This is a genomic window from Actinoalloteichus caeruleus DSM 43889 (assembly GCF_000429185.2).
GTDB classification, from domain to species: Bacteria; Actinomycetota; Actinomycetes; order Mycobacteriales; family Pseudonocardiaceae; genus Actinoalloteichus_B; species Actinoalloteichus_B caeruleus.
Genome location: NZ_AUBJ02000001.1, coordinates 1,873,290 through 1,898,818, shown reverse-complemented (window position 1 = coordinate 1,898,818; position 25,529 = coordinate 1,873,290). Strand labels below are relative to the sequence as shown.

The 25,529-nt window shown below is 70.9% G+C and carries 22 protein-coding genes and 3 pseudogenes; 19 read left to right on the top strand and 6 right to left on the bottom strand.

Annotated features, from left to right (window positions below):
- Positions 1 to 51: 51 nt before the first annotated feature.
- From G443_RS06495 to G443_RS06480, 4 genes and pseudogenes are all read left to right on the top strand, one after another.
- Positions 52 to 909 (top strand): annotated as a pseudogene (locus tag G443_RS06495) (branched-chain amino acid ABC transporter permease); the annotation flags it as partial.
- A gap of 325 nt (positions 910 to 1,234) precedes the next feature.
- Complete coding sequence (locus tag G443_RS06490) at positions 1,235 to 2,488, top strand: ABC transporter substrate-binding protein (protein ID WP_026420435.1); 1,254 nt, start codon at positions 1,235 to 1,237, stop codon at positions 2,486 to 2,488.
- Between the two features lie 100 nt (positions 2,489 to 2,588).
- Positions 2,589 to 3,758: an acyl-CoA dehydrogenase family protein gene (locus tag G443_RS06485; protein WP_026420434.1), complete on the top strand. Its 1,170-nt coding sequence runs from the start codon at positions 2,589 to 2,591 to the stop codon at positions 3,756 to 3,758.
- A gap of 372 nt (positions 3,759 to 4,130) precedes the next feature.
- Positions 4,131 to 5,123, top strand: coding sequence for an NADPH:quinone oxidoreductase family protein (locus tag G443_RS06480; protein WP_026420433.1), 993 nt, complete (start codon positions 4,131 to 4,133; stop codon positions 5,121 to 5,123).
- 259 nt (positions 5,124 to 5,382) lie between these two features.
- Here the strand turns inward: G443_RS06480 and G443_RS06475 are convergent, their stop codons facing one another.
- A complete protein-coding gene (locus G443_RS06475) occupies positions 5,383 to 6,249 on the bottom strand; it encodes an alpha/beta fold hydrolase (protein WP_026420432.1) in 867 nt (288 codons plus the stop codon).
- A 99-nt stretch (positions 6,250 to 6,348) separates the two neighbouring features.
- On the opposite strand from G443_RS06475, the gene G443_RS06470 reads away from it, so the two are divergent.
- A complete protein-coding gene (locus tag G443_RS06470) occupies positions 6,349 to 6,828 on the top strand; it encodes a CGNR zinc finger domain-containing protein (protein WP_026420431.1) in 480 nt (159 codons plus the stop codon).
- A 177-nt stretch (positions 6,829 to 7,005) separates the two neighbouring features.
- On the opposite strand, the gene G443_RS06465 is transcribed toward G443_RS06470, so the two are convergent.
- Complete coding sequence (locus G443_RS06465) at positions 7,006 to 7,287, bottom strand: hypothetical protein (protein WP_211237614.1); 282 nt, start codon at positions 7,285 to 7,287, stop codon at positions 7,006 to 7,008.
- A gap of 309 nt (positions 7,288 to 7,596) precedes the next feature.
- Positions 7,597 to 7,806: a hypothetical protein gene (locus tag G443_RS06460; RefSeq protein ID WP_253860162.1), complete on the bottom strand. Its 210-nt coding sequence runs from the start codon at positions 7,804 to 7,806 to the stop codon at positions 7,597 to 7,599.
- Between the two features lie 125 nt (positions 7,807 to 7,931).
- On the opposite strand from G443_RS06460, the pseudogene fxlM reads away from it, so the two are divergent.
- Positions 7,932 to 9,208: pseudogene (fxlM, locus tag G443_RS06450) on the top strand (methyltransferase, FxLD system).
- A gap of 355 nt (positions 9,209 to 9,563) precedes the next feature.
- Here fxlM and G443_RS06445 read toward each other — a convergent pair.
- Together G443_RS06445 and G443_RS06440 are read right to left on the bottom strand one after the other, a co-directional pair.
- Positions 9,564 to 10,163, bottom strand: a complete 600-nt coding sequence (locus G443_RS06445; protein WP_081715724.1) for a DUF3558 family protein — start codon at positions 10,161 to 10,163, stop codon at positions 9,564 to 9,566.
- A gap of 8 nt (positions 10,164 to 10,171) precedes the next feature.
- Positions 10,172 to 10,543 carry a hypothetical protein gene (locus tag G443_RS06440; protein ID WP_026420429.1) on the bottom strand — a complete coding sequence of 124 codons (372 nt, stop codon included), beginning with the start codon at positions 10,541 to 10,543 and terminating at the stop codon, positions 10,172 to 10,174.
- A 514-nt stretch (positions 10,544 to 11,057) separates the two neighbouring features.
- Between G443_RS06440 and G443_RS06435 the strand changes: the two genes are divergently transcribed.
- Positions 11,058 to 11,780 (top strand): nucleotidyltransferase domain-containing protein, encoded by a 723-nt coding sequence (locus tag G443_RS06435; RefSeq protein ID WP_026420428.1) that lies wholly within the window; start codon positions 11,058 to 11,060, stop codon positions 11,778 to 11,780.
- A 331-nt stretch (positions 11,781 to 12,111) separates the two neighbouring features.
- Here the strand turns inward: G443_RS06435 and G443_RS06430 are convergent, their stop codons facing one another.
- Entirely contained in the window at positions 12,112 to 12,696 is a 585-nt protein-coding gene (locus tag G443_RS06430; RefSeq protein ID WP_026420426.1) for a TetR/AcrR family transcriptional regulator, read from the bottom strand.
- A 55-nt stretch (positions 12,697 to 12,751) separates the two neighbouring features.
- Here G443_RS06430 and G443_RS06425 point away from each other — a divergent pair, with 55 nt between their 5' ends.
- From G443_RS06425 to G443_RS06370, 12 genes and pseudogenes are all read left to right on the top strand, one after another.
- On the top strand, positions 12,752 to 14,302 hold the full coding sequence (locus tag G443_RS06425; protein WP_253860161.1) for an MFS transporter: 1,551 nt from the start codon (positions 12,752 to 12,754) through the stop codon (positions 14,300 to 14,302).
- A 7-nt stretch (positions 14,303 to 14,309) separates the two neighbouring features.
- Positions 14,310 to 15,728, top strand: coding sequence for an amidohydrolase family protein (locus G443_RS06420; protein ID WP_026420424.1), 1,419 nt, complete (start codon positions 14,310 to 14,312; stop codon positions 15,726 to 15,728).
- A 64-nt stretch (positions 15,729 to 15,792) separates the two neighbouring features.
- Positions 15,793 to 16,224 carry an SRPBCC family protein gene (locus G443_RS06415; protein WP_026420423.1) on the top strand — a complete coding sequence of 144 codons (432 nt, stop codon included), beginning with the start codon at positions 15,793 to 15,795 and terminating at the stop codon, positions 16,222 to 16,224.
- 62 nt (positions 16,225 to 16,286) lie between these two features.
- Entirely contained in the window at positions 16,287 to 16,817 is a 531-nt protein-coding gene (locus G443_RS06410; RefSeq protein ID WP_026420422.1) for a hypothetical protein, read from the top strand.
- 88 nt (positions 16,818 to 16,905) lie between these two features.
- Positions 16,906 to 17,361 (top strand): nuclear transport factor 2 family protein, encoded by a 456-nt coding sequence (locus G443_RS06405; RefSeq protein WP_026420421.1) that lies wholly within the window; start codon positions 16,906 to 16,908, stop codon positions 17,359 to 17,361.
- Between the two features lie 214 nt (positions 17,362 to 17,575).
- Entirely contained in the window at positions 17,576 to 17,983 is a 408-nt protein-coding gene (locus tag G443_RS06400; protein ID WP_026420420.1) for a hypothetical protein, read from the top strand.
- A 197-nt stretch (positions 17,984 to 18,180) separates the two neighbouring features.
- A complete protein-coding gene (locus G443_RS06395; RefSeq protein WP_162147335.1) occupies positions 18,181 to 18,909 on the top strand; it encodes a hypothetical protein in 729 nt (242 codons plus the stop codon).
- Positions 18,910 to 19,215: 306 nt separating this feature from the next.
- Positions 19,216 to 20,637, top strand: coding sequence for an SLC13 family permease (locus tag G443_RS06390; protein WP_026420418.1), 1,422 nt, complete (start codon positions 19,216 to 19,218; stop codon positions 20,635 to 20,637).
- A gap of 70 nt (positions 20,638 to 20,707) precedes the next feature.
- Positions 20,708 to 22,165, top strand: a complete 1,458-nt coding sequence (locus G443_RS06385) for an acyl-CoA synthetase (protein WP_026420417.1) — start codon at positions 20,708 to 20,710, stop codon at positions 22,163 to 22,165.
- Between the two features lie 22 nt (positions 22,166 to 22,187).
- A pseudogene (locus G443_RS06380) lies at positions 22,188 to 23,491 on the top strand (carboxyl transferase domain-containing protein).
- Between the two features lie 485 nt (positions 23,492 to 23,976).
- Positions 23,977 to 24,801, top strand: a complete 825-nt coding sequence (locus G443_RS06375; protein ID WP_051314336.1) for a siderophore-interacting protein — start codon at positions 23,977 to 23,979, stop codon at positions 24,799 to 24,801.
- A 95-nt stretch (positions 24,802 to 24,896) separates the two neighbouring features.
- Positions 24,897 to 25,502, top strand: coding sequence for an MSMEG_1061 family FMN-dependent PPOX-type flavoprotein (locus tag G443_RS06370; RefSeq protein ID WP_051314335.1), 606 nt, complete (start codon positions 24,897 to 24,899; stop codon positions 25,500 to 25,502).
- Positions 25,503 to 25,529: the final 27 nt, after the last annotated feature.

Sequence of the window (25,529 nt, the reverse complement as noted above, 5' to 3'; positions counted from 1 at the left end):
GCGCTGCTGCTCGCCCTGCTCGTGCTGCCGCTGTACCTGCCACCCACCTGGATGCAGACGGGCCTGTTCGCGATGGCCGCCGCCGTGGGCGCGATCGGGCTGACCCTGCTGTCCGGGGTGGCCGGCCAGCTCTCCCTCGGCCACGCCTTCTTCCTCGCCGTCGGCGCCTACGGCTACGCCTGGGCCTCCGGTGAACCCGGAGCGCCCGGCGCCGGGCCGGGCGGCCTCGGGTTGCCGACCTGGGCCGCGGCGGTGCTGGCCGTCCTGCTCGCCGGGATCGCCGGCGGCCTGTTCAGCCCCATCGCCGGTCGACTCCACGGCATGTACCTGGGATTGGCGACCCTGGCGTTGGTCTTCGTCGGACACCAGCTGCTGGTGGGCCTGCCCGAGATCACCGGTGGCCACCACGGCCGCTCCGTCGAACCCCTGACCCTGGGCAGCTTCGCCTTCGCCGACGACCCGCCCGGGCTCGTCGTGCTCGGCGTGCCCTTCGGCGGCCTGGAACGGCTCTGGTACCTGGGGTTGGTGGCGGTGCTCGCCGCGTTCCTGGTGGCCCGCAACCTGGTGCGCGGCCGACCGGGCCGGGCGTTCGGGGCGCTGCGCGACAGCCCCGTCGCCGCGTCGGTGTTCGGCGTGTCCACCACCCGGTTCCGGGCCGCCGCGTTCGTGGTGTCCTCCATGTACGCCGGGCTCGCCGGGGTGCTGCTGGCCCTGGCCTTCCGCCGGGTCGTCCCCGACTACTTCGGCCTCGCCCTGTCCATCGACTACCTCGCCATGATCATCATCGGCGGTCTGGGGTCCGTGGGCGGCGCCGTCGCCGGTGCCGTGTTCGTCACCGTGCTCCCGCAGCTGCTCACCCAGTACTCCGACCACCTCCCGCTGGTCGTCGCCCCCGGTTCCGGCCAGGCCGGCGTCACCCCCGCCGAGCTGTCCCGCTACCTGTACGGGCTCGCGATCGTCCTGGTGCTGCTGCTCACCCGCCGAGGCCTCGCCGGCCTCGCCGAGCGGCTGCTCCACGCCCGCAGCCGCGACACCCCGACAGCGGGCGGACCGACAGCGGCCGTCGTCCCCCACGGGCCGACCGCACCGGAGCCAGGACCGACCGGGCACCGCCCAGCTCGGCACGTCCCCACCCACCCCGGCCCAGCCCCCGCCGAACCCGGCGACCCCGCCGGGCCGGCCCGACCCGACCCACCACCGGGCCGCTGGACCGTCCCGCCAAGGAGGACACCCCATGAGACGGACCCTTCCCACCTCCGGCGCGGCCGCCCTCGCCGTCCTGCTGACCCTCACCGCCTGCAGCTCCAAGGCCACCGGCACCCAGGGCGCGGACGGCGACGGCCCCTCGACCGGTCCCGGCGTCACCGACACCACCATCAGGCTCGGCGCGTTGACCGACCTCACCGGCCCGTACGCGGCGCTGAGCACCAGCATCGTCAACTCCCAGCAGCTCGCCGTCGAACAGATCAACGACGAGGGCGGGGTCTGCGGCCGCGACCTGGAGATCGTGGTCCGCGACCACGGCTACGACGTGCAACGGGCCACCGCCGGGTACGGCGAGATCGCCCCCGAGGTGGCCGCGATGCCGCAGCTGCTCGGCGCGCCCATGCTCGCCGCGCTCTCCGACGACATCGTCCGCGACGGCCTGCTGACCTTCCCCCAGAGCTGGGCGTCCAGCCTCCTCGGCCACCGCGAGATCCAGGTACCCGGCAACGTCTACGACATCGACCTCGTCAACGGCGTCGACTTCCTGCTCCGCACCGGACGCGTCGAACCGGGCGAGCGCATCGGCCACGTCTACCTCGACGACGACTACGGGCAGAACGCCGTCCTCGGCGCCCGCCACGCCGCCGAGGACGCGGGACTCACCCTCGTCGAGCAACGCGTTCGGGCCGGGGAGTCCGACCTCACCGGGCAGGCCGCCGCGCTCCGCTCCGCCGGCGTGACCGCCATCCTCACCAGCGTCGGACCCGCGCAACTCGCCTCCCTCGTCGGGGTCACCGCCTCGTCGGGAGACCCCGTCCCCGTCGTCGGCAACACCCCCTCCTACGCCTCCCAACTGCTGGAGACCCCGGTCGCCGAGGCCCTGGAGGACCACTTCTTCCTCATCAGCGGCGCCCCCGCCGCGTCAAGCGACCTCCCCGGTGTCCGGGAACTCGTCGCCGCCTACCAGGAGCGCTACCCCGGGGACGACATCGACGGCGGCGCGCTCTCCGGCTACTCGACCATGCGGTCGCTGGCCGAGACCCTCGCCGCGGCCTGCGAACACGGCGACCTGACCAGGGAGGGCATCGTCGAGGCGCACCGCTCCCAGGACCTCGTCGACGTCGGCCTCGGGATGCCGATGGACTTCTCCGACCCCGCCCAACCGCCCTCCTCCGATTCCTACGTCCTCGCGCCCGCCCGGGGCGCCGACGGGGGCCTCGTCGAGGTCGAGGCGGCCAGCACCGCCGACGCCGTGGCCGACTACCCCCTGCCCACGAGCTGACCACCCCCAGCACCACCGCCCACCCGACGCGGGCCGAGCCGGGCCCGCCCCGCCCGAAGCGGTACCCGGCCCGCCCACCACCACTGATCCGGAGCAGCTGATGGACCTCGCGCTGACCTACGAACAACAGGCCGTCCGGAACACCGTCCGCGACTTCGTCCGCAAGGAGGTGATGCCGCTGGAAGCCGAGGCGCTCCGCCGGGAACGGCGCGGCCTGCCCGGACTCGAACAGTCCGAACTGCGGGAACTCCAACAGCGGGCGAAGGCCTTCGGGTTCTGGGGGCTCGACACCCCCACCGAGTACGGGGGCATGGGCCTGCCCGCCGTCGACCAGTCCCTGGTGTGGACCGAGACCGGCCGTTCCTTCGTCCCCTTCCGGTTCGGCGGCAGCGCCGACAACATCCTCTACCACGGCAACGACGAGCAACGGGCCGAATACCTGCTGCCCACGATCGCCGGCGACCGGGTCTCCTGCTTCGCCATCACCGAACCCGGCGCCGGCTCCGACGCCGCCAACATCCGGATGACCGCGCGGCGCGACGGGGACGACTGGGTCCTCAACGGCGAGAAGGTGTTCATCACCGGCGGCAACGAGGCCGACTTCGCCATCGTCGTGGCCGTCACCGACCCCGACGTCGGCGCGCGCGGCGGGTCCACCGCCTTCCTCGTCGACCGGGAGCGGGGCTGGACCTCGGAGTTCATCCAGACCATGGGCGAGGGGGGACCGGCCTCCCTCGTCTTCGACAACGTGCGCGTCCCCCACCGCAACGTCCTCGGCGAGGTGGGCCAGGGTTTCGAACTCGGCATGAAGTGGATCGGCAAGGGCCGCTACGCCATCCCGTCGCAGGGGCTGGGCATCGCCGAACGGGCCCTGGAGATGGCCATCGAGTACGCCAACACACGCGAGACCTTCGGCCGCCCGATCGGGACGAACCAGGCGATCCAGTGGATGATCGCCGACTCGGAGGTCGAGATCGAGGCGGCCAGGGGGCTCGTGCTGCGCGCCGCCTGGACCGTCGACCAGGGTCGCGACCCCCGGCACAGCTCGGCGGCGGCGAAGCTGTTCGGCGCCGGCATGGTCAACCGGGTCGTGGACCGGGTGCTCCAGATCCACGGCGGCATGGGCTACACGCGCGAACTGCCCATCGAACGCTGGTACCGGCAGGTCCGGCTGTTCCGCATCTTCGAGGGCACCGACGAGATGCTGCGGTTGATCATCTCCCGCGACCTGCTGCGCGGCTACACCAGGGTCGGCGACCAACTCGGCTGACCGACCGACTGACCGACCGACTGACCCGACCAACCCGGACCGTGGGCGGGGGGTTCGAGGGGCGCTGGCCCGGCGTCCGGTGCGGCAGGCCACTCCAACCCGTTCCCCCGCGGGGCCGACCCGCGGCGACGCCGAGGACGTGAACGGCTCTGACATCAGCGCGCCCGGGCCGCCGCCCCACGGGCGGCCCCCGGCGGCGGCTGGCCGTCGCGCCACCAGCGGGACTCGCCACAGCGGGACCCGGCCGAGGGGCGACGCACACCGCCTCCCACCGCGAACGAGCCCGCCGCCGGCGGGCGCCCGCCTCGGCACCCGGCCGGGCACCGACAACACGCGGGGCGACCCCGCGACCTACGAACGAGGGAGGAAAGCGTGCGAGCGTGGCAGGTGCGGGAGACCGGCGAACCGAACCGAGTTCTCCAACTGGTCGACACACCCCAGCCGGAACCGTCCTGGGGCACCGTCGTCGTCCGGGTCAGGGCGGCCGCCGTCAACTTCGCCGACGTGCTGCTCTGCCAGGGCCGCTACCAGGTGCGTCCGCCGCTGCCGTTCACCCCGGGCGTGGAACTCTGCGGCGACGTCGTCGCCGTGGGGGAAGGGGTCACCGACCGGCGGGTGGGGGAGCGGGTGATCGGCCTGGCCGCGCTCCCCCGGGGAGGCCTCGCCGAGTACACCGTCATGGAGGCCGCCACGGTGTTCCCCGCCCCCGACTCGCTGGACGACGAGGAGGCCGCCGTCTTCTTCATCGGCTACCAGACCGGCTGGTTCGGACTCCACCACCGCGCCACCATCCAACCCGGCGACGTGCTGCTGGTGCATGCCGCCGCCGGCGGCGTCGGCAGCGCCGCCGTCCAACTCGGCCGGGCCGCCGGGGCCACCGTCATCGGCGTGGTCGGCAACGAGCGGAAGGTCGAGGTCGCCAGGGCGATGGGCGCTCACGTCGTCGTCAACCGCGCGCGGGAGGACCTGGTGGACGTCGTCAAGGACGTCACCGGAGGCCACGGCGCCAACGTCGTCTACGACCCCGTCGGCGGCGACTCCTACCAGCGCTCCACGAAGTGCGTCGCCTTCGAGGGGCGGATCGTCGTCGTCGGCTTCGCCGGCGGCACCATCCCCCAGCCCGCGTTGAACCACGCCCTGCTCAAGAACTACTCCATCGTCGGCCTGCACTGGGGCCTCTACGCCCGACGCGACCGGGAAGCCGTGGCCCAGGCCCACTCCCAGCTCACCCGACTGGCCAACGAGGGCATCGCCCGACCCCGGGTGGGCGAACGCCTGCCGCTGTCCGAGGCCGCCGCCGGGTTGCAGCGCCTCGCCGAGGGCAACACGGTCGGCCGGCTGGCGGTCTCCCCCGGACTGGGCTGAACCCGGGACAGGTGCCCGCCGGCCCGGAGTCCCGACCGGCGTCCGCGCCAGGCGAAGGCCTCCGCCGGAGCCGGAGAGGAGGGGAGGGGAGACCGCCCGGTTCATCCGGTGGCGTCCCGCAGCCGGGGCGCCACCGACTCCCGCCCGGGCGGAGGCCCCCGGGAAACCCTGTCGTCGTCCGGACGGCCGGGCGGTCGGGCCTGGTCAACCCGGGTCGACCGGGCGAGCGGGCGCGGCGGGAGGCGGCGCAGCGGGCCACTCAGCGGGGCACGCGCGCCAGGAAGTCGCGCACGTACCCCGCGACGACCTCCAGGTGGCTCTCCAGCAGGAAGTGGCCGCCGTCGACCAGTCGCACTTCCGCGTCCTCCGCGTCGCGGGCGAACGCGCGGGCACCAGCCGGCCCGAAGATCTCGTCGTTGGCTCCCCACACGGCCAGCACCGGGACCCGGCTGGTGCGCAGGTACTCGTGCAGCAGCGGGTAGAGCGGCCGGTTGTTCGAGTAGTCGCGGAACAGCGCCAACTGGACCTCGTCGTTGCCCTCGCGGGAGACCAGGGCGAAGTCGTGCGTCCAGGTGTCCGGGCTCACCACGCTGGGGTCGGGTACGCCGTGCAGGTACTGCCAGCGGATGGCGTCGAGGCTCAGCGCGGCGCGGACGGCGGGCTCGGTGCGGGGGCCCGGATCCGCCCCGTACGCCCAGAGGTCGTTCCAGAACGACTCGACGAACCCGTCCTCGTAGCCGTTGCCGTTCTGCGTGACCAGAGCGGAGATCCGTGTGGGACTCCGGAGGGCGAGCCGCCAGCCGATGGGGGCCCCGTAGTCCTGCACGTAGAGGGCGTAGCGGTCCAGGCCCAACTGGTCGAGCAGCCCGGCGGTCAGGTCGGCGAGGGCGTCGAAGGTGTAGGTGAAGTCCTCCACCGCCGGGGCGTCGGAGTGGCCGAAGCCGAGGTGGTCCGGCGCGATGACGTGGTAGTCGCCGGCCAGCAGCGGGATGAGCTCGCGGAACATGAACGAGCTTGTCGGGAAACCGTGCAGCAGGACGATCGTGGGGGCGTCGGCGGGGCCGGCCTCTCGGTAGAAGATCTCGTGGCCGTCGACCGTGGCGGTCCGGTGGTGCACCGAGCTCATATCTAACCTCTTTTATTGTTCGATCCGGTTAGTTGCTCGTCATGCAAGCACGGGATCGGATAACCTGTCAAAGGACTCGATGAGGTTAGGTGGTGTTCGGTGGACGCGCTGCTGGACCTGCTCAACAGCAGGCCACTGGTCAACGGCGAGGAACAGGACGCGCTCGGCGACCCGACCCGAGGCGCGCGCTGGGCACGGGACCACGGCGGCGACGGCAGCCCCGCGGAGCTGGCGCTGTTGCGCGCGGCGCGGGACGCCCTGCGGGACGTGGTGACCGGAGCGAGTTCGCCCGCCACGCTGGCGCCACTCCTCGAAGGGGTTCGCCAGATCCCGGAGGCCACGCCGGACGGTCTCCGCTGGACGCTCGAGACTCCCCCGCACGCCCGGCTGGCGGTCGAGATCGTCCTCGCCTGGGCGGCGACCGAGGAACACCAACCCGGCCGGCTCCGCCCCTGCGCCAACGACGGGTGCCAGCTGTTCCTGTTCGACCGCAGCCGCGCCAACCGCGCCCGCTGGTGTTCGATGGCCGTCTGCGGCAACCGCGAGAAGGCCCGCCGCCACTACGCCCGCACCCGCTGACCCGCCCCCGGTACGGGTCCGAACGCGCCTCCCACCCAGGTGAGGCCTGGTGGACCGCCAGAGGACAGCGCCGAACCAGGCCGAGACCGGCGGCCCCACCCCGCGGACGTGCGGCTCAGGGGCAGCACTCCGGCACATCCGGCGGGCGCGCGAGGGGAGGCGCGCACGCCCAGCCGGTCAGGCCGCCCTGGCACGCCCGAGCGTCGTGCCCACGGCCCTGCCCGGAGGCGGGCCGACCAGTGACACGCCCACCTCGGAGAAGCCGTGACCAGGAAGGAATCGTGCCCACTCGTCGGGGGAGTGGTCGTGCCGCATACCCGCGTCGCCAGGGCGTGGCCCCTGGCTTCCCGGCGGCAGGTGGGAGAACGCCAGAACTCCCCCGAGAATCATCCGTTCCCGCACGAGCGGCAGCAGGATGTCCGGGTCCGTGAACCACACGGCACCGAAGATCGACAGCACCACTACGAACGTCCCCGCCGTCCACGAGGAAAGCGGTGGCCTCGGCCGCGCGGAACTCCACACCTGGCAGATGGCCCCAGCGTTCCCGCGCGACCTCCTCACGGGTGGGGGCGACGTCGACACCGACCCCGGTGGCTCCGAGGGTCACGAGGTGAGCGAGGTCGTCCCCCCTGCCCGATCCCAGGTCCAACACCGCGCGCCCGGCTACTGGACCGAGCACGGTCCCGTCCGGGCCGTGGTCGGCGTACTGGGTCCAGCGCAGCCAGGTCCTCGCCTCACGACCGGTGGTCGCCCTGCGGGGCTTTCCGCTCACCGCGCCGCGCCCCCAGAGCTCCACCAGCGACGACGACATGCGGACGGTTCCTTTCCTGCCGGAGGGGACGCGGGGTGCTCCCACGGCCAGCGTGCGCCCGGCAGGTACTGCTCGGCCAGCACACCACCCTCCTCGGCGAAACGACACGCCTCCTCCGTGTCCGCCGCGACGCTCACCACCACCGAGACGTGGAACTCCTCGTCCAACTCCCGCGCTCCCTGGCAGACGCGAGGTCCAGATCGTTGGTGACGCGGGACGAGACCGCCCGACACCGAACCACTCGATCGGGCGTGGAATCAGGTCCAGGCATTGGACCAGCTGCCCGGTGCTGATGACGTGGTGGTCTGCCAGCGTGCTGTTCTGTCGCTCTCGCGCGGCACCACAACCCACGGAAGGGAACCGGATGACCAACGCCACCAGCACCTGCCCCGAGGACCTGCGCGAGCAGATGATCAACCACATCCGCACCGCCGGTCACCTGCCCTCCGAGCGCATCGAGCAGGCGTTCCGCGCCGTCCCCCGGCACCGGTTCGTGCCCGACGCCTCGGTCGAGGAGGCGTACGCCAACAAGGCGATCACCATCAAGCCCGGCAAGGACCGGCCGGCCAGCTGCATCTCCGTGCCCACGGTGGTGGCGATGATGCTCGGCCAACTCGATCCGCGCCCCGGAGAACACGTGCTGGAAATCGGTGCGGAACCGGATACAACGCCGCCCTCCTCGCCGAACTCGTCGGACCGACCGGCAGCGTCACCACCGTCGACATCCACCCCGACGTCACCGACCACGCCCGCCGCACTCTGGCCGACACCGGCTACGACCGGGTGCGGGTGATCACCGGCGACGGCGCCCTGGGCGCACCGGACCATGCCCCCTACGACAAGGTCATCGTCACCGTCGGGCCGTGGGACCTGCCCCCGGCCTGGTTCGACCAGCTCACCCCCGGCGGCACACTGGTAGTCCCGTCGCACTGGCGCGGGCAGGCCCGCAGCGTCGCCTTCACCCGTCAGGACACGCACCTGCGCGCGACCAACAGCCAGCTCTGCGGGTTCATCCCCATGATCGGCATCGTGCCCACCGGCGAGCGGACCGGCACGGTCGTCGAGAACGTCGTGCTGTACTGGGACACCGATCAGAACATCGACCCGGCCGCCCTGCACGAGGTGTTCACCGGACCCGAGAGCACCGTGTGGTCCGGCGCCTCCGTGGTCGCTGACGAGCCCTTCGACCACATCTGGCTTTGGCTGACCGCCATCGAACCCGGCACCTGCCGCCTCGACGCCGAAGACGAGGCCATCAAGGCTGGTCTCTGCCACCCCGCCTTCGCCTACCGCACGCCCGCGATCGTCGAGGGCGGCTCCCTGGCCTACCTCACCAAGCCTCGCCCCATCGACCAGGACGGCGAACGCCGTTACGAACTCGGCGCCACCGGACACGGCCCCGCCGCCGCCCAACTCGCCGAGCGGCTGGTCGCCCAGATCCGCCGCTTCGACCGCGACCGCGCCGCCCAGCCCGTCATCACCGCCTACCCCGCCGGAACGGCCGACGAGAACCTGCCCACCGGCGTGATCATCGACAAGCACCACGTCCGCATGGTCGCCACGCCCTGACCGGTCACCGCCTCGGCGACGCCTCGCACCAAGAACGTGGCGCGCCCGGCCCGGTGGGGGCGGGTGCACCATGTCTGGCCGAGCAGCCCGTGGAACCGCGACTTCGACGGCGAACGGCGAGGGGCACGGACTCGCGGGTCGCCGCGTCCTGCGGTGAGGAACGAGCCGGGACGCCCCCGCCAGCAGCGTGCCAGCTCGTAGGCCAGGCTGGTTCCTGGCGGCACGCGTCGGCGTCCGCCGGGCCGGCGGCCTGGACCTGCTGCTCACCGGGTAGCGCTCCCAGACCTCCACCAGCGACAACGACATGCGGACGGTTCCTTTCCTGCCGGAGGGGAGGCGAGGCGCGCTCCTGCGGCTAGCGTGCGCTCGGCAGGTACTGTTCGGCCAGCGCACCGGCCGCCTCGGCGAGACGACACGCCTCCTCCGTGTCCTCCACGAAGCTCACCATCACCGAGACGTGGACCTCCTCGTCCAACGCCAGCGCCACCTGGCACACGCGAGGGTCCAGATCGTCGGTGATGCGCAGTGCCCGTAGGGAGCCGACCTGGATCTCGTTCGCGGAGAAACCAGTCAGGTTGATCGTATCCACTCCCTTGTTCGCATCGAGTTGGAGCGTGAGGTTTCCCTGGCCGGTTGGAAGGGGCTCGTACCAGCACGAGTAAATGATTCCGAAATCGTCGAAGTGCGCGCTTTCCGGGTCAAATCCCAGTGCCGTCACCTCGTGCTCGGGAAGTACCTCACAGGGATGTGTGGCCTCGAGTTCCGCTCCGACGTCCCCGGGAGCCGTGTCCCCCGGAGGGCGCGAGGAAGTGGGAGGAGTCCCGGTGCCAACCGTGTTCTCCGGGATATCCGTGGAATCGATGGCTCTACCAGCGCTTTCCTGGGCACAAGCTGAGGCCGTGCACGCGGCGAGGGCCACCACCGCCCACCGACTCGCCGGGCCGATTCGCAACATCGTCCTCCTCACCTGTCAATCTGGTTCATCGATGCGGCGCTGTCCTCGTCGGTCTGACTCGTCGCGCGCGCACTCGCCCGAATAGCGGAAGCGAGATCCCGCAGTGTTTCGATGTAGAGCAGTAGGTTTTCGTAGGCGGAGTCAGGGAAACCGGCTGCGGAGGCTTGATCCTGCTGGGACATCAGTTTCGCCACCGGGCTCGAACCCAGCTTCACGTCCTGCCGCAAGAAACGGAAGTAGCCCAGTCGACGTTCTGCTCGGTCAGCGATGGCATCAACCTTGGTGGCCATTGCTTCGGCGCTGTCCCGGTCGATCGAGACCTTGCCTGCGGCCGCTGCGACCTTGAACTGATGGACGCTACCCGTCATCTTCCGCGTCACGGCAGAGGTGTCACCACCACCGTCGGACCTCCGTAGAGAGTTCGAGAACCCCTGCCCGGCCCTGAGAACCGTGTCTTCTCGCAGGTCGCGGGGCGTCTACCAGCGGGACCGCAGGTCCTTGGAGCCGTCCGTAGTAGACGAGCGGGGTCGGATGGTGCGTGCGGTTGGGATGACTCAAACCTTTCTGAGCCCAGCACAGGTAGACGAGCTGGTAGCTCTCTACCAGAAGGGCGCAACGCTGGTGGAGCTGGGCGAGCGGTTCAGCGTTCACCGCCGCACGGCGGCGGCCCGTCTGGTCCGCCGTTCGATCCCGATCCGCAGACGCGGTCTCAAATGAGTGCGACCTCGGCGAAGCCGTCGAGTTGCACACCGACGGGTCGAGTCTGATGGAGGCCGGTAGACATCCTCACCAGCGGGTTCCATGCCTCAACGTCAAGTCGAGCGGAGTGATCGTGGCGCGACGGGCGGGCCGCCGTAGGCTTGTCGGCATGTTCACACCGTCGAGCGCGAGCAGTTGCGCAAGGAGCTGATCGAGGCAGCTCACGCAGACGACGATGTGGTGGACGCCGCGCTCGTAGGCTCGGCGGCGACTGGGCGCGAGGACGCCTGGTCCGACATCGACTTGGTGCTGCAAGTGCGTCGTGACACCGACCCCGCGGAAGTGGCGAGTCGGTGGACCTCACAGTTCTACGACCTGCGCGGTGCGGCGCACCACCTGGACGTCATCGCTGGCGGTGTGCTCTATCGCGTCTTCCTTCTCGCGTCCTCACTGCAGATCGACGTATCGTTCTGGCCCGAGGACCAGTTCCGAGCCACTGAGTCCGGATTCAGGTTGCTCTTCGGCACCCCTCAGCCCTCGACCGAGCCCCGGGAGCCGGAGGCATCACGCGAGATCGGGATGGCCTGGCTCTACGCACTGCACTCGCGTTCAGCGATCGCTCGCAGACGCGTATGGCAAGCAACCATGATGCTTGACCAACTTCGCGATCAGCTCCTTGTTCTCGCATGCATGCGGCATGGCCTCAACCCACATCATGGCCGTGACGCCGATCGTCTGCCCACGCCCTTCCTGACCGTCTTGCGGCAGGCGCGCGCCGTGTCCCAGGCAGAACCAGAGCTGGCGCGCTCGCACACAGCTCTCGTCAGTGCGCTTGCTGACGAGGTCGCCCTCCACGACCCGGGACTCGCAGCAGACCTGGCCACGCCACTGGCCGCGCTTGCTCACGTCAGCGTTTGACGGCTCGTCGTCATCAGGGGTGTAGTCGCGGTCTGAAACCGCCGGCTTCCAGCAGGGACCGCGCGATGTAGCTCGTCCATGGCGACAAGGCATATTCCTCGCGAGCGATCCTCAGCCACCTGCGCGACCGCGGCATCCGCGTCGAGATCCCGCAACCGCGCGATCAGCAGGCTCATCGGAAACGACGCGGTCGCGCGGAGGGCGACCACCTGGGATCGACGCAGTCGACCACAAGGGCCGCAACCTCGTCGAGCGGCGCTTCTGCGATGTCACCCAGTGGCGTCGGCCCGGTCCGCACACGCGGAGGATTCGCTCCACGACCTCCCCTCGGCTAACCGCTGCCGCCGGGCCCGTTCGCCATGGCCAGCGCGCTCACGGCGGCGATGAGGGCGGATGCGGATGGCGTGGCCTCCGGCTCGATGAGCCACTGCAAAGCGGTGCCGATGATGACGGCAAGGACGAGGGATCCGAGCTGCCGGCCGGCTTCGTCGACGGCGGTGGGCTCGATGTCGAGCAGCATCGCGGCGATGCTCCGACGGTTGCGCTCATAGGTCGCGGCGAGCTGCTCCTGCACCTGGGGCGCGAACTCCGCTTCGGCGAATGCCTGCACGCTCGCCACGAGCGTGGCCCGCTGCTCGACGGATCCGGCGAGGAAGCCCTCGAGGAACTGCTCTAGGCGGGCGAGCGGCTCGGCCGCCTCCGAACCGATGCGAGCCTGCTCGATCGCGGTGCCCCACTCATCGAAGGACTCGAGGACCGCGGCGTTGAGCAGTGCCTCCTTCGAGCCGAAGTGGTAGCCGATCGCGGCGAGATTCGCGCCCGACGCAGCGGTGATGTCACGCGCCGTCGTACGCGAGTACCCCTTCTCGGCGATGCACCGCTTCGCCCCGGCGAGGAGATTCTGACGCTGTCCCATACTCCCGATCCTAACCCGAAGCCGTACGTACGTCTGGTACGCGCGTATTAGACGTGTGTATGGTGATGACGTGACCCTCACAACACCCCCTCTCGCAACCACCCGCGAATGGATCGCCACGAGCGTGCTGATCCTCCCCGCGCTCCTGGCCTCGATGGACCTCTCCGTGCTGTTCATGGGCTCCCCATGGATCAGCGCCGACCTCGCCCCCACTGCCAGTCAGCACCTGTGGATCATGGACATCTACGGGTTCGTGATGGCCGGACTGCTCATCACGATGGGCAGCGTCGGAGACCGGATCGGGCGGCGCAAGCTGCTCCTGATCGGCGCCGTGGCGTTTGGGACGGCATCGGCGCTCGCCGCTTTCGCGTCCAGCGCCGAGATGCTCATCGCGGCCCGCGCACTCCTCGGTCTGGGCGGCGCGACCCTTGCGCCTTCCACCCTCTCCCTCATCCGCGGCATGTTCCACGACGAGAATCAACGCCGCACCGCCGTCGGCATCTGGACCGGCGCGTTCACCGGCGGTGTCGCCATCGGGCCGATCATCGGCGGGCTCCTGCTTGAGCACTTCCACTGGGGATCGGTGTTCCTCATCAACATCCCTGTCATGGCTCTGCTGCTCATCGTCGCCCCGCTCGTCATCCGCGAGGCCCGCGACCCCCACCCGGGCCGGTTCGACCTGCTCGGCGCCGCTTTGTCGCTGGCAGCGATCCTGCCGCTCGTCTACGGCATCAAGAAGACCGCCGAGGACGGCGCCGGCTGGGCATCCGTCGCCGCGATCGTCGTCGGCGCGATCTTCGCCGCACTCTTCGTCGTCCGCCAGCGGACAACACCGAGCCCGATGATCGACGTCCACCTCTTCGCCCGCCCGGCCTTCAGCGGGTCCATCATCGCCAACGCCATCGTCGTCTTCGCCACCGCCGGAATGGGTCTGCTCTCGGTCACCTTCATGCAGACGGTGCTCGGTTTCGCGCCGCTCGCCGCCGCGCTCTGGATGCTGCCCACCGTCGCCGGCAGCTTCCTCGGCGTCGCGATCGCGTCCCTGCTCGCGCGCACGGTCCGCCCGGCGCTCCTGGTGTCGACCGGGCTCCTGGTCGCCGCGGTCGGATTCGCCGGGGTGAGCCTGGTCACTCCGGACTCGCACGTCGGCCTGCTGATCGTCGCCTACAGCACGCTGACGCTGGGGGTCGGAATGACGGCGACCATGGTCACCTCTCTCGTGCTCACCACCGCCCCACCGGAGAAGGCCGGTGCGGCTTCGGCCCTCGCCGAGACCAGCAGCGAATTCGGCGGAGCGCTCGGCATCGCCACCCTCGGCACGCTCGCGGGAACGATCTATCGCGGCGCGATGACGGCCAACCCGGTCCCCGGCGCCGAGAACGCAGCGGAAGCCGCAGGAGACACCGTCGGAGCGGCCGTGGCCGCCGCCCAGGAACTCCCGGCGGAGGTCGCCGATCTCCTCCTGAGGCAGGCCTTCGACGCGTACACGCACGGCCTCAGCGTCGCCGCAGTCGTCGGAGCAGCCGTTCTCGCGCTCGCCGCGGTCTGCGCCGGGCTCGCACTGCGCACCGTGACGACCCCACAGTCCACCAGCACGGAGGAGTAACGGCTCTATGAGCAACGACAGCGTCCGAGTCCCGCGAGCCCAGGCCTACGTCGGCGCCACGGTCATCGACGCCACGGGAGCACCGCCGCGACCAGACCAGGCCGTGATCGTCATCGACCGCGTGATCACGGCAGTTGGTCCGGCGAGCCTCATCCCTCTCCCCCCGGAGACCGTGATCCGGGACGTCCGTGGCAAGTACCTGATCCCCGGCCTCACCGACATGCACGTCCATAGCGAGTCGGAGACCGACGACCCGCGCCACTTCGCCAGCCTGTATGTCGCGAACGGCGTGACCGCGGTGCGCGAGATGTGGGGCCGGCCACGACTGCACCAGATCCGTCGGATGATCGAGTCCGGCGAACTGCTCGGGCCTCGCATGACCATCGCCAGCCCGCTGCTCGACGGCAGTCCCGCCCTGTGGTCCGACGTCCCGGACAGTCCGGTCGTCACGGTGGGCTCACGTGAGCAGGCGCGGCGCGCTGTGGCGGAGGCGATCGACGGTGGAGCGGACTTCATCAAGGTGTACTCCCGTCTGGGGTCGGAGGCGTACCGGGCCGTGCTCGCCGAGGCACAACTGCGCGGGACCACCGTCGCCGGCCATCGGTCGGATCATGTGCCGTTCCCCGAGCAGATCGAGTCGGGACAGCGGTCGTTCGAGCACCTCTTCGGTGGCATCTGGCCGGCCGCCTCCTCGGACATGGATCGGCTCGAAGCGGCCATGTCTCGGATCCAGACGGCCCCCGAGTTCCACCTGGGCAGCTGGATCAAGCAGGTCAGCCGGATCGAATGGGAGGCCGTCGCGTCCTACCGCCCTGCGAGGGCGGCGTCCCTCTTCGAACGACTCGTCGCCGCCGACGTCGCCTACACGCCGACCCTCGCGGTCCACGCGGTGATCGACCGCCCCGAGTCGATCCGACTCGACGACGAGCGGATGGAGTACATGGCGCCCGGCACACCCGACTCCTGGGACTTTCTTCGGACGGAGATCTACTGCGGGGGTCACCGTTCCCCGGCGGAAGCCGAGCAGCACCGCGAATTGTACGATTGGCGCCTGGCGACCGTGGGTGCCATGGACGAGGCAGGCGTCAGGCTGCTCGCCGGGACCGACTTGGTCGGCCCCGGGCTCTATCCCGGGTTCAGCCTGCATGTCGAACTGGAACAGCTCGTTGCAGCGGGCCTGACCCCGATGCGCGCCCTCCAGTGCGCCACGTTGGAACCGGCCAGGTTCCTCGGGCGCGAGCAGTGGGCAGGAACGGTCGAGGCGGGCCGCGTGGCCGACCTCGTGATCCTGGATGCGGACCCGATGAGCGACATCCGCAACACCCGGTCAATCCATGCGGTCATGGTCGACGGCTACCACGTTGACCAGGCCGAGCGTGGGGAACTGCTGGCGACCGCGCGACGGATCGCGAAGGGCGACCGATGAACCTTCCTCCGACACGCTCAGCTCATCGAGACACCGCGTGATTCCCCCGAGAGGACCATCCGCTATGACCATCGCATCCCTGAGCGCCATCATCGATTCCCCAGCAGCGCGTGTGCACGACATCCTGCTCGACGCACCGGAGCTGCCCGACTGGAACCCTGCCTTCGTACGGGTCGAAGGCCCGGTGCGCGCGACCACCGGCGTCGAGTATCGACTCGACGTCATCCGGGGTCTCCGCGGAACCCTCACCTACACCCGCATCGACAGCGACGCGATCACGATCTCCTGGCGGGTGCCCGGGCTCTCCGAGACCGGGCAGTGGCAGTTATCACCGCAACCCGTGAGGCAGCAGACGCGGGTCACACACACCGTCGAACGGCACGGACCTCTCGCGGCACTTCTCGGGCACGCTCTCGACACCCTTCCGAGATTGCGGCTGGAACGCCTCGCCGAACGGACCGCCGTTCCGCCGCCAGCCGACGGTCAGCCCGTGTAGGAACGGCATGCGGACACCGGGACGACACCATGAGTAGTACACGGTCGAGATCACTGGACTTGGTGAAGTGGTGCACCTACGCGGGCATGGTTGCCGGGCTGCCGACCGCACTGTGGCGACTGCCTCTGGTGATGGGGGCCACACTCGGTACTCCAGACTTCTGGCGCGAGCAGCAGAGCATCCCTGGCGCCGGCACGTGGTACCTCCTTCTGCTCTCGGCGATGCAACTCACCGCCATCGGATGCATGTTCTTCCTCACGATCGAGCCGAGCAAAGTGACCCCGCGCTGGCTGCCCACTAATCAGCGCCGGCTCGTGCCGGCGATCATCGGAGGGACGGGCATCGCGGGTGCCCTCGTGCTCGCTCTCCTCGTGACGATGTCCGTCATCGCATGGGACAAGGTCGACCCGTTCGCGAGCGCGGACTACGACGCCTGGGCCTGGGTGTGTGCCGGCTGCTATCTGCTCGCCGCCCTCTGGCCACCACTGCTCGGCGCAGCCTCAGTCGGATACCTGCGCCGCCACGGCGCACGAGCCGTGCAGTTCAACCAGGACACTTCGACGATGCGCGAGGAACCAAGAACCAGAACATGAGTAGGGGCGCGCTGAGCGGCAGCACTCGGACCACGCCACGCCGGTCACGGCATGCTGACGCTCCGACGCCGAGAGGGAGAGAGCGGAGATGTACAACCACATAGTTCGCAGCAAGGTCCGCGCCACCTTCGAACGGATCAACGAAGGCGACTACCTGACAATGGTGGATAGCCTGGCCCCGCAGTTCGAGTACCACTTCCACGGAGATCACGCGCTCGGAGGCCACAGAGTAACCAGAGACGCGATGATCCGCTGGTGGGAGCGTGCAACACGACTGCTACCCGGCGTGCGTTTTGATGTCCAGGAGGTGCTGGTCTCCGGCCGCCCGTGGCGGACGCGCGTCGCAGTGCGATCTCGTGTCTCCGGAGCGCTTCCGGACGGCGAGCGCTATGAGAACACTGTGTTCCAGTTCCTGACCTTGGCGTGGGGACGCGTCACCGACGTCGAGACCATGGAAGACCTGCAGGTCCTTGAACGAGCCCTCGATGTGGTGGAGGCTGCAGGCGTGTCCGAGGCTGCCGCCGCCCCCATCACGGACGCGTAAATCCTGCCGGTCCTCTGCTCCACACCAAAGCTGTCAGACCGAGGAAGGCTCGTTGACGAGTCAAGGCGACAACGAGACGCACCCCAACGCAGCGACTCCCGGCCGCAACATCCATCAACTCAACGGTGCGACTTTCAGTCACGACCAGAACAGGCGGTGAACAATGAACTCGCAGGCATCACGGGGTCGAATACGTCCGTGGCATCTGTGGATAGTGGCGATCGCAACATTCGCCTTGTACGTCGGCGGGGCGCGCGACTTCGTCCTCATCCTGATCCACGACCAGCACTACATCCGAGATCAGTTCGGCGCCGGCGGAATCGACTACTTCACCGACTACCCGCCACTGCTTCGCGCCGTCTGGGCGATCAATGTCCTTGCAGGACTGATCACTCCCGTGCTCCTGCTCGCACTCAATTGTTGGGCGGTGCCCACTGCTCTGGCCGCGACGATCGCCCAAGGCGTCCTTCTCGCCGTGACATTCGCGTTCCTCGACAGGTGGGCGATGCTTGGCGCGATGACCTCATGGTTCGACGTCGGCATTGGAGTGACCACCGCGCTGCTTGCCGGTTACTGCGAGACGATGCGCCGCCGCGGAGTCCTCGCATCGCCCGACTCGTAAGCGCCTTCAGAGACATAAGCGCCTCGAGACCCATCGGGTCGAACTCCCAATCGCCTACTTGGTCGGCCCCTCCACCCGTGACGGGTAATGGCAAGCGGCATCCCCCACCGCTCTCGGGTCGAACACCGACGTCACACACCTCACGCTCGGCCTCACATTCGTCGCGAGCGGCACGCCGAGGCTGACCGGCGTCATTGATGCGTCACCGCATCCTCGCCGAACTCGACAGCATCAACCGCCGCATCGACGCCCACCACGGCGAGCACGCCGACGCCCGCGCCCACCTGGACGACGCACTGAACCTGCTGGAGAGCTGCGCCGACATCTACAACCGGTGCGACGACGCCAACCGCCGCCTGTGCAACCAAGCCTTCTTCACCAAGGTCTACATCGACGAAGACGACGAACTGCGCGTCGAGAACAACCGGCCCTTCGAGATGCTGCTCGCCCCCCAGGTCAACGCCAACGCCCTCAACTGGACCCAGAACAGCGACAAGGCCCGAACCCCAACCAACGATTCTGTTGGCAAGGGTTCGAGCCTTGTGCGCGGGATGGACTCCACGTGCATTGAACCTCCCCTGGCGTACGCATCCAGCCCCTCATGGGGGGCGCGGCTGGTGGCATCTCCGTGTGGGGTCGGAAATGCCGGAACAGCCCCGCGTGCGCGGGGAGGACCAGCCGAAGAAAGTTTTGAGCGCCCGGTAGTTGGGAACAGCCCCGCGTGCGCGGGGAGGACACTTCTTGACCTGCGGCGTTACGGGCAACGCGACGGAAAGTCCTTCACTTTCCTCGCGGTCGCTCGCACCACCACACGCCTCCCTGCGGACAGTATGCCGCCCGCCGCTGTCGTGGTCACGCGTGCGGCGAATGTCGGTCCGCCCGTTTCGGCCCCGAACACGGCTCCTCGGCACATGGCGCGTGCCTGACAGCACCGTCGACACGACGGCGAACACGGAACCGTCCCCGGCGGACGCGAACCTCCCGGTCCGCTCGCACCCGCTGAGCGGCCACGGGATCGATGGGTGGGCTGACACGTCGACCTCGGGGGCCAGGCCGGACGCCTCGGTGACACCCCTCGACGGCGGAACCCGGAGGCGGCCGGCTGGCGGAGCGGGCGAGCCAGTTGCCCGGACCGGGTGTTGACACCCCGACCGGCCGGCAGGACGGTGAGACCACCACCGGGTCGGTCCACGGTGGACCCGGCGGTTCGCGACCCAGGGACGGGAGCGCCGATGTCCGCTGAGTTGATCTCCATCCTCGTGCTGGTCGCCGTGTTCGTCGTCGCGACCACCAGGTCGCTGAACATGGGCGTGCTGTCCTTCGCGGCGGCGTTCGGCGTCGGGACGCTGCTGGCCGGCATGGACGAGGACGCGATCCTCGCCGGTTTCCCCGGTGACCTCTTCGTGGTGCTGGTCGGGGTCACGTTCCTGTTCGGCTTCGCCAGGGTCAACGGGACCACCGACTGGCTGGTGCACTCCGCGTTGCGCCTCGTGGGAGGCCGCGTCGTCCTCATCCCCTGGGTGATCTTCGGGGTGGCCGCGTTGATGACCGGTATCGGGGCCGTCAGTCCGGCGGCGGCCGCGATCCTGGCGCCGGTCGCGTTGCGGGCGGCGAGGAACTACGGCATCGACCCCCTGCTGATGGGTGTCCTGCTCGTGCACGGCACCCAGGCCGGATCGTTCTCGATGATCAGTGTCTACGGGACCACGGTGAACGCGGTCGTCGCCCGGGAGGGGTTGGCGGGCAACCCGGCCGTGTTGTTCCTCGCGAGCCTGGCCGTCAACCTCGTGGTCGCCGCCATCGCCTTCGTCGTCCTGGGTGGCCTGCGGCTGCCCCGCACCGACGTGCGGGTCCCGTCCGAGCTGGAGCCGGATCCGACATCCGCACGGACATCCGCGCCGAGGGCCGAGACCCGGACGGCGACTGATGGGCCAGGCGGGGTGCGGGACCCGGCGGCGGGTGACGAGGTGCCCGGTATCGGTGCCTCCACCGGGGGTGGGGGCGCGGACGGCCGCTCCGACGCCACGTCCGGGACGGGCCCGAGCGGTGCTCCCCGGCTCACACCGGCGCGGGCCACCACGCTGGCCAGCCTGCTGGTGCTCGTCGTCGGAGCCCTCGTCCTCGACCTCGACGTGGGGCTGACCGCCATCACCCTCGGCGTGCTGCTCAGCGTGGTGTGGCGGGACACCGGGCGGGCCGCCGTCAACGAGATCACCTGGTCCACGGTGCTGTTGATCTGCGGGGTCCTCACCTACGTGAGCGTCCTGGAGACGATGGGCACCATCGACTACGCGGGGGAGGCCGTCGGGAACATCGGGGTTCCCCTGCTGGCAGCCCTGCTGTTCTGCTACATCGGCGGCGTCGTCTCGGCGTTCGCGTCCTCGGTCGGCATCATGGGCGCGCTCATCCCCCTGGCCGTGCCGTTCCTGCTGACCGGGGCCGTCGGGCCGGTGGGGATGGTGACGGCCTTGGCCGTCTCGGCGACGGTGGTCGACGTCAGTCCCTTCTCCACCAACGGCGCGCTGGTCCTGGCGAACTCCGCCGGCTTCGACCGTGATCTCCTCTTCCGCCGGCTGCTGATCTACGCCAGCATCGTGGTGGCCGTGGCACCGGCGCTGATCTGGCTGGCGTTGGTGGTGCCCGGCTTCGGCTGAACCATGACCGGCCAGCCGACCACGACGTCCCTCGTCGTCCGGACGTGGACCGCGAGCCAGGAGGTTCCCCGTGACCGAGCCGCTGTTTCCCGCCCTGCTGAACCCGCCCGCCCGCGAGGCCGTCCGGTTCGGGTCCGTGGCACTGGACTACCCGGGGCTGGCCGCGGCGGCCGGTGCGGTGGCCCGACGGCTGCGTTCGGTGGAGACCACGCGGGGGCGTCGAGCGCACGTCGCGGTGTGGGCGACGCCCACCGCGCACACCGCCGTGGCCGTGGTGGGGGCGCTGGTGGCGGGGGTTCCCGCCGTGCCGATCAACCCGAGGAGCGGGGAACGGGAGGTGGCGCACATCGTCGAGGACAGCGCGCCGGCACTCGTCCTCGCCGAACCCGGGGTGACCCTGCCCCGAGAGTTGGCGCGGGTCCCCCGGGTGAGCGTGTCGTTGACGGGCGACGGTGGCGAGCTGCCACCGGAACCGCCGGCCGAGCACCCCGCGCTGATCATCTACACCTCGGGGACGACGGGCGCCCCCAAGGGCGTGGTGTTGCCCCGCCGCGCGGTCGCCAGCACGATCGACGCCCTCGGGGAGGCGTGGCGGTGGACCGCCGCCGACGTCCTGGTGCACGGCTTGCCGCTGTTCCACGTGCACGGCCTGGTGCTGGGCATCCTCGGCCCGGTCAGGTTGGGCGGCACCGTGCACCACCTCGGGCGGTTCGGCACGGACGCGCTCGTCGAGCGCCTGTCGGCCGGCGGGACCATGATGTTCGGCGTGCCGACCATGTACCACCGGATCGCCGAGGAGATCGCCGACCGGCCCGACCTTGCCCGGGCGTTGTCCTCGGCGCGGCTGTTGGTGTCGGGGTCGGCGGCGCTGCCGGTGCACGACCACGAGCGCATCGGCGCGGCCACCGGGCAGCGGGTGGTGGAGCGGTACGGGATGACCGAGACGTTGATGAACACCAGTGTCCGGGTGGACGGGCCGGCGCGGCCGGGCACGGTGGGCGTCCCGCTGGCCGGGGTGCGGGTGCGGCTGGTCGACGACGCCGGCGCGGAGCTGACCGAGGACGACGGGCAGACCATCGGGGAGATCCAGGTGACCGGGTCGAACCTGTTCACCGAGTACCTGAACCGTCCCGACGCCACCAGGGACGCCTTCGACGGCGAATGGTTCCGCACCGGGGACATGGGCGTGCGGGACCCGGACGGTTCCCTGCGGATCGTCGGCCGGCGGGCCACGGACCTCATCAAGAGCGGCGGCTACAAGATCGGGGCGGGGGAGATCGAGAACGCGTTGCTCGACCACCCCGGGGTGGCGGAGGTGGCGGTGACGGGGGAGCCGGACCCGGACCTGGGTGAGCGGGTGGTCGCCTGGGTCGTGCCGGCCGCCGCGCCCCGCCCGTCCGAGGCGGACCTGGCCGATCACGTGGCGACCCTGTTGGCCCCGCACAAGCGGCCCCGGGTGGTGCGCTACCTGGACGCCCTGCCCCGCAACGACATGGGCAAGGTCATGAAGCGGGCGTTGGGTGGGTGAGCGGGTGCCGGCCCGGGTCCTGATGCGCGCCCTGGCGGCCGACGTCGTCGCGTCGGTCCCGGTGGACACCGATCCCCTGGAGGGGGATGGGCCGATCGGCTGGCCGGGGTACGGCGGTGCGCACGCCCGCGCGGCCGAGCGGTCCGGGGAGAGCGAGTCGGTGGTCTGCGGCACCGGCACGGTGGCCGGTGTGCCGGTGACCCTGGTGGCCTTCGAGTTCGGTTTCCTCGGCGGTTCGATCGGTCACCGCACCGGGCAGCGGGTGCGGGCGGCCCTCGCCCAGGCCCGGGAGCGGGGTACCCCGGTGGTGTCGCTCGTCGCGACCGGCGGCAGCCGCACCCAGGAGGGGATGGCCGCGCTGTCCCAACTGCACCGCATCGCCACCGAGATGGGCCGGACCCGGCTCGCCGGGGTGCCGCAGCTCGCGGTGGCCCTCGACCCCACCACCGGTGGGGGGTGGGCGACCCTGGCCAGCGGCGCGGACGTCACCCTGGCCACGCCGGGGGCGCAGATCGGCTTCGCGGGGTCCCGCGTCCGCCCGCCCGGCGACGAGGCCGCCTACACCGCCGAGGGGCAGTTCGCCGCCGGGCACGTCGACGCGGTCGTGCCGGAACGGGACCTGCCCGCCGTGGTGGGCCGCTGGGTGCGGTTGCTGACCAGGCCGGCGGTGGGGCCGGTCGCGCCGCCGGCCGCCCTGGGGCGGCGCGCCCTCCCCGCACCGGGTGGGAGGCGGTGAGCGCGGCGCGGTCTCCCCGGCGGCCCCGGGCCGACGCCTACCTCGACGCCCACTTCGACTGGCGGGAGGACATCCGGGGTGACCGCGTCGGGGGCGTGGATGACGGCGTGGCCTGCGGGTTCGGCTGGCGGGGCGAGCGGTCGGTGGCCTACGCGGCGCAACTGGGGACCCCGACGACACCGACCGGGTTCCGGACCGCGGCCCGGCTGGTGCGGCTGGCCGACCGGCTCGGTGTCCCGGTGCTGACGCTGGTGGACACGGTGGGCGCGGCCAACGACGGGGCCGCCGAACGGGCCGGGGCCGGGGGCGCGATCGGTGCCCTGTTCGCGGCGATCGCCGAGGCGAGGGTGCCGGTGACCACCCTGGTGGTGGGGGAGGGCGGTTCGGGTGGGGCGTTGGCGTTCGCCTCGTCGGAGAACACCTGGATGGCCCCGGACAGCTACTTCTCGGTGACCTCCCCGGAGGCGGCGGCCGCCATCCTGAAGCGGGATCCCTCCGAGGTGCCCGCCACCGCCGACCAGCTGCGGCTGCGCCCGCAGGACGTGGTGGGGTTGGGGCTCGCACGGGGCATCGTCCGCCCTGGGGCGTGAGGGCCGGTTCGGGACCACCCGCCCCAGGACCAGGTCCGGCCTCCCGGATGCGTCATCCCGCCGGCCGGGGTGGCTGGTGGTGCGCCCGGCTTCCAGGGTGGGAACTCCGGGCGGGGCCGCTCGTGGCCCGGTGGGGCGCCGGTCAGGGGAGAACGGGTGCCCCGCGGGCGGGGCGGGGGAGTGCGGGTTCCGTCCCGCAGCGGTGCCCGGTCGCGGGTGCGGCGGGGGCCCGACCGGGACCCCGGACCCCGGCAGCCCTCCCAGCCCCGCACGGCCGGCGATCTTGACGTCACCCACTGTGGACGGGGATCCGGGCGGGTGTGACGGTGGACATCCCCTCGCCCGAACGGGCGAACCGGGAGGTTAGGGTAGGCAAACCTGAACGCCCCCCTGGAGGTGTCCGTGACCCGCCCCCGCCGGTCATCCCGGCTCGCCGCGCCGTCGGCCGGCGTGCTCGGCCGGCTCCGGGTCCGAAGGAGGAGCCGATGACCGCCCCGAACGCCACCGTCGCACCCCGGCCCACGACCGCACGCCCCACGTCCACCGTCTGCCACGCCACGGTGACCGCCGCCCGCCTGGTCACCCCGAACATGATGCGGGTGACCTTCGGTGGCGGCCCCATCGCCACCGTCGGCAGCGGCGGGTACGACCAGCGCGTCAAGATCCTGCTGCCCCTCGACGGCGAGGACCGCCCCCAACTGCCCGCCGGCGACGACTGGTACCAGGCGTGGCGCGCCATGCCCGAGGCCCTCCAACCCCCCATGCGCACCTACACCATCCGGGAGCACCGCCCCGAACTCGCCGAGATCGACATCGACTTCGCGTTGCACGGCGACGCCGGCCCCGCCACCCGCTGGGCCAACCGCGTCCGGCCGGGCGCCGTCCTCGGACTGGTCGCGCCCGCCGCGCACCACCAGGGTGAGTCGGTCGGAGTCGAGTACCGTCCCGGAGCCGCCGACTGGCAGCTGTTGGTGGGCGACGCCACGGCCCTCCCCGCGATCGGGGCGATCGTCGAGTCGCTGCCTCCCGACGCCGTCGCCCGCGTGCTGGTGTCGGTGCCGGCCGAGGACGACGCGCAAGCGTTGGTCGCCGGCCCCGGCGTGGAGATCCGCTGGCTCGCCGAGGAGACCGGCGTCGAACCCGGGGATCGGCTGGTCGCGGAACTCGCGGGTCTCGACCTGCCCGCCGGCACCCCCTACGCCTGGGTGGCGGGGGAGGCCGGGCTCGTCGCCGCCCTCCGGCGGCACCTGCTCGGCGACCTCGGCTGGGACCGGCGCTCGCACTACTTCGGAGGCTACTGGCGGCACTAACATCCGGGGTGCCGTCGCCGACGCCGGCACCCGGCCCACGTCCGGCCCGCAGGTGGAAGCGCGCGCACCCCGCACCCGGACGACGAGGGACCCACATGAGTGGCAAGGACGCCAACCCGACCACGCGCCGCGCCGTCACCAGCGAGGCCGAACTCCGCGAGATCGTCGACGACCCGTTACCCGCGATGGCGAACAAGGCGATCCCCGTCATCGACGAGCAGTCCGGGCGGTTCATCCAGGCATCACCGTTCTTCCTGCTCGCCACCACCGGCGACGGCGGCGCCCTCGACGTCTCACCCCGGGGCGACCCGCCGGGCAGCGTCCTGGTCCTCGACGGCGGACGGTCCCTCGCCTTCGCCGACCGCCCCGGCAACCGTCGGTTGGACAGCCTGCGGAACCTGCTGCGCAACCCCGGAGTGGGCCTGTTGTTCCTGATGCCGGGCCGCCTCGAGACGCTGCGCGTCAACGGGCGGGCGACCGTCCTGCGCTCGGCCCCCTACTTCGACCGGTTGGCGTTGGAGGGCACCAGGCCGTCCCTGGCGGTCGAGGTGGCCGTCGACGAGTTGTTCGTCCACTGCGGACGATCGTTCCTCAGGTCCTCGCTGTGGGATCCGGCGGGTTGGCCGGATCCCGAGGCGGCGCCGAGCACACTGGCCATCCTGGAGAGCCAGCGGGCGGCGCGGTCGACGCTCACCGGCTGAGCGGGCCGACCGGCCACCCGGCTCCCT